The organism is Mesorhizobium sp. M0598 (genome assembly GCF_040320865.1).
GTDB lineage: Bacteria > Pseudomonadota > Alphaproteobacteria > Rhizobiales > Rhizobiaceae > Mesorhizobium.
Window position 1 is genome coordinate 1 of sequence record NZ_JAMYQL010000076.1, and the last position, 5,818, is coordinate 5,818.

Annotated in this window: 3 protein-coding genes; 1 reads left to right on the forward strand and 2 read right to left on the reverse strand. The window is 63.1% G+C overall.

The window, feature by feature from the left end; genetic code table 11:
- Positions 1 to 312 precede the first annotated feature (312 nt).
- A complete protein-coding gene (locus tag NKI59_RS34450) occupies positions 313 to 819 on the reverse strand; it encodes a hypothetical protein (RefSeq protein ID WP_352471786.1) in 507 nt (168 codons plus the stop codon).
- A 173-nt stretch (positions 820 to 992) separates the two neighbouring features.
- On the opposite strand from NKI59_RS34450, the gene NKI59_RS34455 reads away from it, so the two are divergent.
- The gene (locus NKI59_RS34455; protein WP_352685082.1) at positions 993 to 1,874 is read left to right on the forward strand and encodes a DMT family transporter; all 882 of its coding nucleotides are present in this window, start codon (positions 993 to 995) and stop codon (positions 1,872 to 1,874) included.
- Positions 1,875 to 1,888: 14 nt separating this feature from the next.
- Here NKI59_RS34455 and dnaE read toward each other — a convergent pair whose 3' ends face one another.
- Positions 1,889 to 5,416 carry a DNA polymerase III subunit alpha gene (gene dnaE / locus NKI59_RS34460; protein ID WP_352708992.1) on the reverse strand — a complete coding sequence of 1,176 codons (3,528 nt, stop codon included), beginning with the start codon at positions 5,414 to 5,416 and terminating at the stop codon, positions 1,889 to 1,891.
- Positions 5,417 to 5,818: the final 402 nt, after the last annotated feature.

Genomic DNA, 5,818 nt, shown 5'->3' on the forward strand with positions numbered 1-5,818 from the left:
GCATGGATCCCAGGGTCTCCGCGACGGCGCTTCGCTACTGCTTCGCCCAAGGATGACGAAGTTGGGGAAGTTTCGGCCGATCCCGAATGTTTATGATGGTCCAACGAAACGAACGATGAAATCTTGGCTGCCGATCGGCTTCCAACCCGTCAAGATCGCCGTGCCGGGACTGACTGCTGCCCACCCCGAGCCGTCTTTCGCGTCGGTACTAAGCGTCAGATTTTCACAACCAGACCATGATCCCGAACCGAAGGTCCGCGTACGCGAAAAGTGGAAACCGGTTTTCAAAAAGATCGTGATCAAACAAGAAGATCACGTGCGCTGCAGATCGATCCGGGTGGTCACCACACTCTTCCCGGTTTTCGGATCGGTATCGACGACGATCAGCCGCATGCCATTCTCGCCGTTCTTCTCGACCGTCATTTGCGCCTTGCGATCGCCATTGACCTCCTTGGCCCAACGGATGCCGAGATTGATCGCGTTGCCGGAGCGGCTGCCGCTCAATTGCGCCGGCCCGGTGCGCGATCCGACATAGGTGCCGGTGTATTTCGTCCCGCTCGATTTGAGATCGGCGCTGATGGCGCGCGTTACCACGATAAGACCGCGGCAGCTGCCGTCGAGCGATAGCGAGCTCGACGTTGCGTCGGAATTGAAATGACAGGAGACATTCACCGTCGGCGCATCGGTGGTCACCTTGACGATGCCTTTGCCGGCGAAATTCCCCTGGAATGAGCGAAGAAAATCCGGATCGTCGGCATGCGCTGCCCCGGCCCCGGCCGTCAGGCAGCCGGCAAGTACAAATCGTGCAAGTGATTTCATCGGACCGCTCCTCGTTGGTATCCAAAACACAGCACGCAAACACGAGGGACCAACGCTCCCCTCAGCGGCGGGTTCCGGCTTCAACATCACTGTTTGCAACGCTGCACGGCTGGCCCAGTCGAATGCGTCGGCTAGCGGTTGCGATGAAAGCGCCGGCTTGCGACATAGCGCCCATGGCACCCGCACCCTCGATCCCCAAGGCCGCGTTCTGGATGGCGCTGTCGATCGCCTCGTTCCTGGCGATGTCGGTGGCTGGCCGCGCCACGACGGCCGAACTAAACGTCTTCCAGGTGCTCGAGCTGCGCTCGGTGATCGGCTTTTTCATCCTGTTGCCGCTGGTCATGATGTCAGGCGGTTTTCCGGCGATGCGCACCGGGCGCCCGCTGGCCCATCTCGCCCGCAACGTCGTCCACTATACCGGCCAGGCTGCCTGGCTCTACGCCCTGACGCTGATCCCGCTTGCGGTGCTGATCTCGATCGAATTCACGACGCCGATCTGGACCGCGCTGCTGGCGGTCGCTTTCCTCGGCGAAAGGCTCTCCCGGCCACGGCTGGCGGCGATCGTGCTCGGGCTGATCGGCGTGGTGATCATCGTGCGTCCGGGCGTCGGCGCGGTCAATCCGGGGCATGTTATCGTGCTGGGAGCCGCGGTCTGCTTCGGCGTCTCGGTGGTTCTCGTCAAGTCGCTGACGCGGACGGACAGCGTCGTGCGCATCATCTTCTGGATGCTGATCATCCAGTCGCTGCTTGGCCTGGTCCCGGCGCTTTACGAATGGCAAAACCCGCCGCTTGAGCTCTGGCCGTGGATCCTGCTCATCGCCTTCACCGGCATGTCGTCGCATTTCTGCATGGCCCGCGCACTTGTCTATGCCGATGCGACGGTCATCTCGCCAATGGACTTTTTGCGCGTGCCGCTGTCGGCGGTGATCGGATGGCTGCTCTATCACGAGCAGATCGACGCCTTCACCGCCGGTGGCGCCCTGCTGATCCTCATGGGAAATCTGCTCAACCTGCAGCGGAGAGCACCGCAACCGGCGGAGATCGCCGCTTCATAAGCGTGCGCTAACTCTTAGACCAGTTCCACCTCGACCACGCCCGGCACCGCCCGCATCGCCGACGCGATCTGAGGCGATACGCGGTAGCGGTTGGGCAACTCGATCTCGACCTCGCCCTCGCCGCCTTCCTTGATGACGATGATGCTCACCTGACTGTCGCCACGCTGGCCAAGCTGCGATTGGATTGTCGATGCCGGTGCGTCATTTCTGACGAAGATGCGCAACGCTTTCTGGATACGGCTTGCCTCTTCCTCCAACGACTGCACGGTCTGGATGCGCAGATTGACGCCTTCAGGCCTGTCCTCGGCCGAAACGGTGATCACCACCGAGCGGCCGGGTTCGAGCAAGTCGCGGTATTGCGCCAGCCCCTCGGAAAACAGCACCGCTTCATACTGGCCGGACGTGTCGGAGAACTGCACGACGCCCATCTTGTTGCCGGTGCGCGTCTTGCGCTCCTGCTTGGTGGTCACCGTGCCGGCGAGCCGGCCGGCGGCAGCACCGCGTTTGACGGCGGCCGAAAACTCGCCCCAGGTCTGCACCCGCATTTTCTGCAGCGCCGCCTTGTATTCGTCGAGCGGATGCGCCGAGAGATAGAACCCGACCACCTGGAATTCACGGTGCAGGCGGTCGGCGGCGAGCCAGGGATCGGTCGCCGGCAAGTTGAGCGCCTGCGACTGTGCGCCGAGCGAGGCGCCAAAGATGTCATGCTGGCCGGTGACGGCATTCTGCTGAGCCAGCGACGCCAGCCCCATCATCCGCTCGACGCCGGCCATCATCGCGGCGCGGTCATGACCGAAGCAGTCGAGCGCGCCGGCCATGATCAGGCTTTCGAAGACGCGCTTGCCGACGATCTTCGGATCGACCCTTTCACAGAAATCGGCGAGGCTCTTGAAGGGTTTTTCGCCGCGCGTGGCGACGATGTGCTCGACCGCCGCGTCGCCGACGCCCTTGAGCGCGGCCAGCGAATAGAAGATGCGGTTCTCGCCGACCTCGAAATCCCGGAACGACGTCATGACCGACGGCGCCACCACCTCGATGCCGAGGCGCAGCGCATCCTGGCGGAAATCGGCGAGCTTGTCCGTATTGCCCATGTCGAGCGTCATCGATGCCGCCAGGAATTCGACGGGGTAATGCGCCTTCAGATGGGCGGTCTGGTAGGAGACGACGGCATAGGCGGCGGCATGCGATTTGTTGAAACCGTAGTCGGCAAACTTTGCCAGCAGGTCGAAGATGAAGTCGGCTTGCGGCTTGCCGACGCCGCGCTCGACCGCGCCCGAAACAAAGCGCTCGCGCTGCTTGTCCATCTCGGCGCGGATCTTCTTGCCCATGGCGCGGCGCAGCAGATCGGCTTCGCCCAGCGAATAGCCGGAGAGCTCCTGCGCGATCTGCATCACCTGTTCCTGGTAGACGATGACGCCTTGCGTCTCCTTGACGAGATGGTCGATCTTCGGGTGGATCGACGCCATCTCCTCCTCGCCGTGCTTTCTGGCGTTGTAGGTCGGTATGTTCTCCATCGGCCCCGGCCGGTAGAGCGCGACCAGCGCGATAATGTCCTCGATACAGTCGGGCCGCATGCCGATCAGCGCCTTGCGCATGCCGGCACTTTCCACCTGGAACACGCCGACCACCTCGCCGCGCGACAGCATGGCGTAGGTTTCGGGGTCGTCGAGCGGAATGTGGGCAAGATCGATCTCGATGCCGCGGCGGCGGATCAGCTTGACGGCCCTGTCCAGCACCGTCAGCGTCTTCAGGCCAAGGAAGTCGAATTTCACCAGCCCGGCCTGCTCGACATATTTCATGTTGAACTGGGTGACCGGCATGTCCGAGCGCGGATCGCGGTACATCGGCACCAGCTCCGACAGCGGCCGGTCGCCGATGACGATACCGGCGGCGTGCGTCGAGGCGTGCCGATAAAGACCTTCCAGTTTCTGCGCCGTATCGAGCAGCGTCTGCACGATCGGCTCACGCGCCGCCTCTTCGGCAAAGCGCGGCTCGTTGGCGATGGCGTCGGCGAGCTTGACCGGATTGGCCGGGTTCGACGGCACCATCTTGCTCAGCTTGTCGACCTGCCCGTAAGGCATCTGCAGCACGCGGCCGACGTCGCGCAGCACCGCGCGCGCCTGCAGGGTGCCGAAGGTGATGATCTGGCCAACCTGGTCGCGCCCGTATTTCTGTTGGACGTAGCGGATGACTTCCTCGCGCCGGTCCTGGCAGAAGTCGATGTCGAAGTCGGGCATCGACACGCGGTCGGGATTGAGGAAGCGCTCGAACAGCAGCGAAAAACGCAGTGGGTCGATGTCGGTGATGGTCGTGGCATAGGCGACCAGCGAGCCGGCGCCCGAACCGCGGCCCGGGCCGACCGGAATCCCTTGTGCCTTGGCCCATTTGATGAAGTCGGCAACGATCAGGAAATAGCCCGGATATTTCATCTTCTCGATGACGCCGAGCTCGAAATCCAGCCTTTCGCGATATTGCTCGACCGTGTAGCCCGGCGTCGGCCCGTGCGCCGCCAGCCGCGCCTCCAGCCCTTCATGCGCCTGCCTGGCAAGCTCCTGCGCCTCCGCCTTGACCGCAGCATCGGCGTCGGCGACATCGCGGCCGGCAAAGCGCGGCAGAATCGGATTGCGGGTCTTCGGGTAATACGAGCAGCGCAGCGCGATCTCGACGGTGTTGTCGATTGCTTCCGGCAGGTCGGCGAACAGCCTCGCCATATCGGCCTGGCTTCTCAGGAAGTGGTCGGGCGAAAGGCGGCGGCGATTGTCGGCCGCAACCACGGAGCCTTCGGCGATGGCGATCAGGGCGTCATGCGCCTCATAGTCTTCACGAGAGAAGAAAAACGCCTCGTTGGTGGCAACCAGCGGCAGATCGTGGCGGTAGGCGAGATCGACCGACGACTGCTCGATGGCGCGGTCGTAGCCGGACACGCGCTCAAGCTCGACATAGAGCCGGTCGCCGAACAGGCCCTTGAGCGCCGAGAGCCGGGTCTCGGCGAGTTCGCGGCGATCCTGTTTCAAGGCAGTGCCGATCGGACCGCGCGGCCCGCCCGTAAGGCAGATCAGACCGTCGGTGTGGCCCTGCAGCATCTCGCTCGTCAGATGCACCGCTTCGCCGGGCGGTGTCTCGAGGTAGACGCGGCTGACCAGCCTGACCAGATTGCCGTAGCCGGCCTCGGTTGCGGCGATCAGGACGACCGGCCGCATCTCCGGTCCTTGCCGCCTGCGGTCGCGCTGGCTGTCGCTCGCCTCGCCGGAAAAGGCGAGGTCGATCTGGCAGCCGATGATCGGCTGGATGCCGTCCTTTACCGCCTTCTGGGCGAATTCCAGCGCGCCGAACAGATTGTTGGTGTCGGTGACGGCGATTGCCGGGCATTCGTCCTGCACCGCATGGCCGACGATCTTGCCGAGCTGCAAGGCACCTTCGAGCAGCGAATAGGCCGAATGCACGCGCAGATGAATGAACCGACGCGCCGCCGCCTCCGCCCGCGACGCCTTTGCATAGGCCTCGCGCAGCAAGGGATCGCGTGGAAGTCTCTCATCCGCCATGGTTTTTTCGCGCCGCCTCACAAAGACTCAGTCGATGAAGATGTATTGTCCGGCACCGGGTAACACGAGTCCAGCGGTGGTGATTGGAGCTTTGGAAGTTTAGAGCAACCACCGAAGCTGCCAATCTCCCCCCTCGTGGGGGAGATGTCCGGCAGGACAGAGAGGGCGCTGTCCCGCCAACCTCAGGTCGGAAACACAAAACCCGCCACAGCGGGCGGGTCATTGGAGCCAATTAGCACCATAGCCAAATTACTAGCATAGCTGCCGGCACAAAGCAAGAACAAAATACGTTGTGACGGCAAAAAAGTGCGAATTCCTCACGGCCTCGCCTTGTCCCTCCTCAAGCGAGCATGCTCAACCAATTGCAAAGTCGCGTTCCTTCGCGCCCCCCTCTGTCCTGCC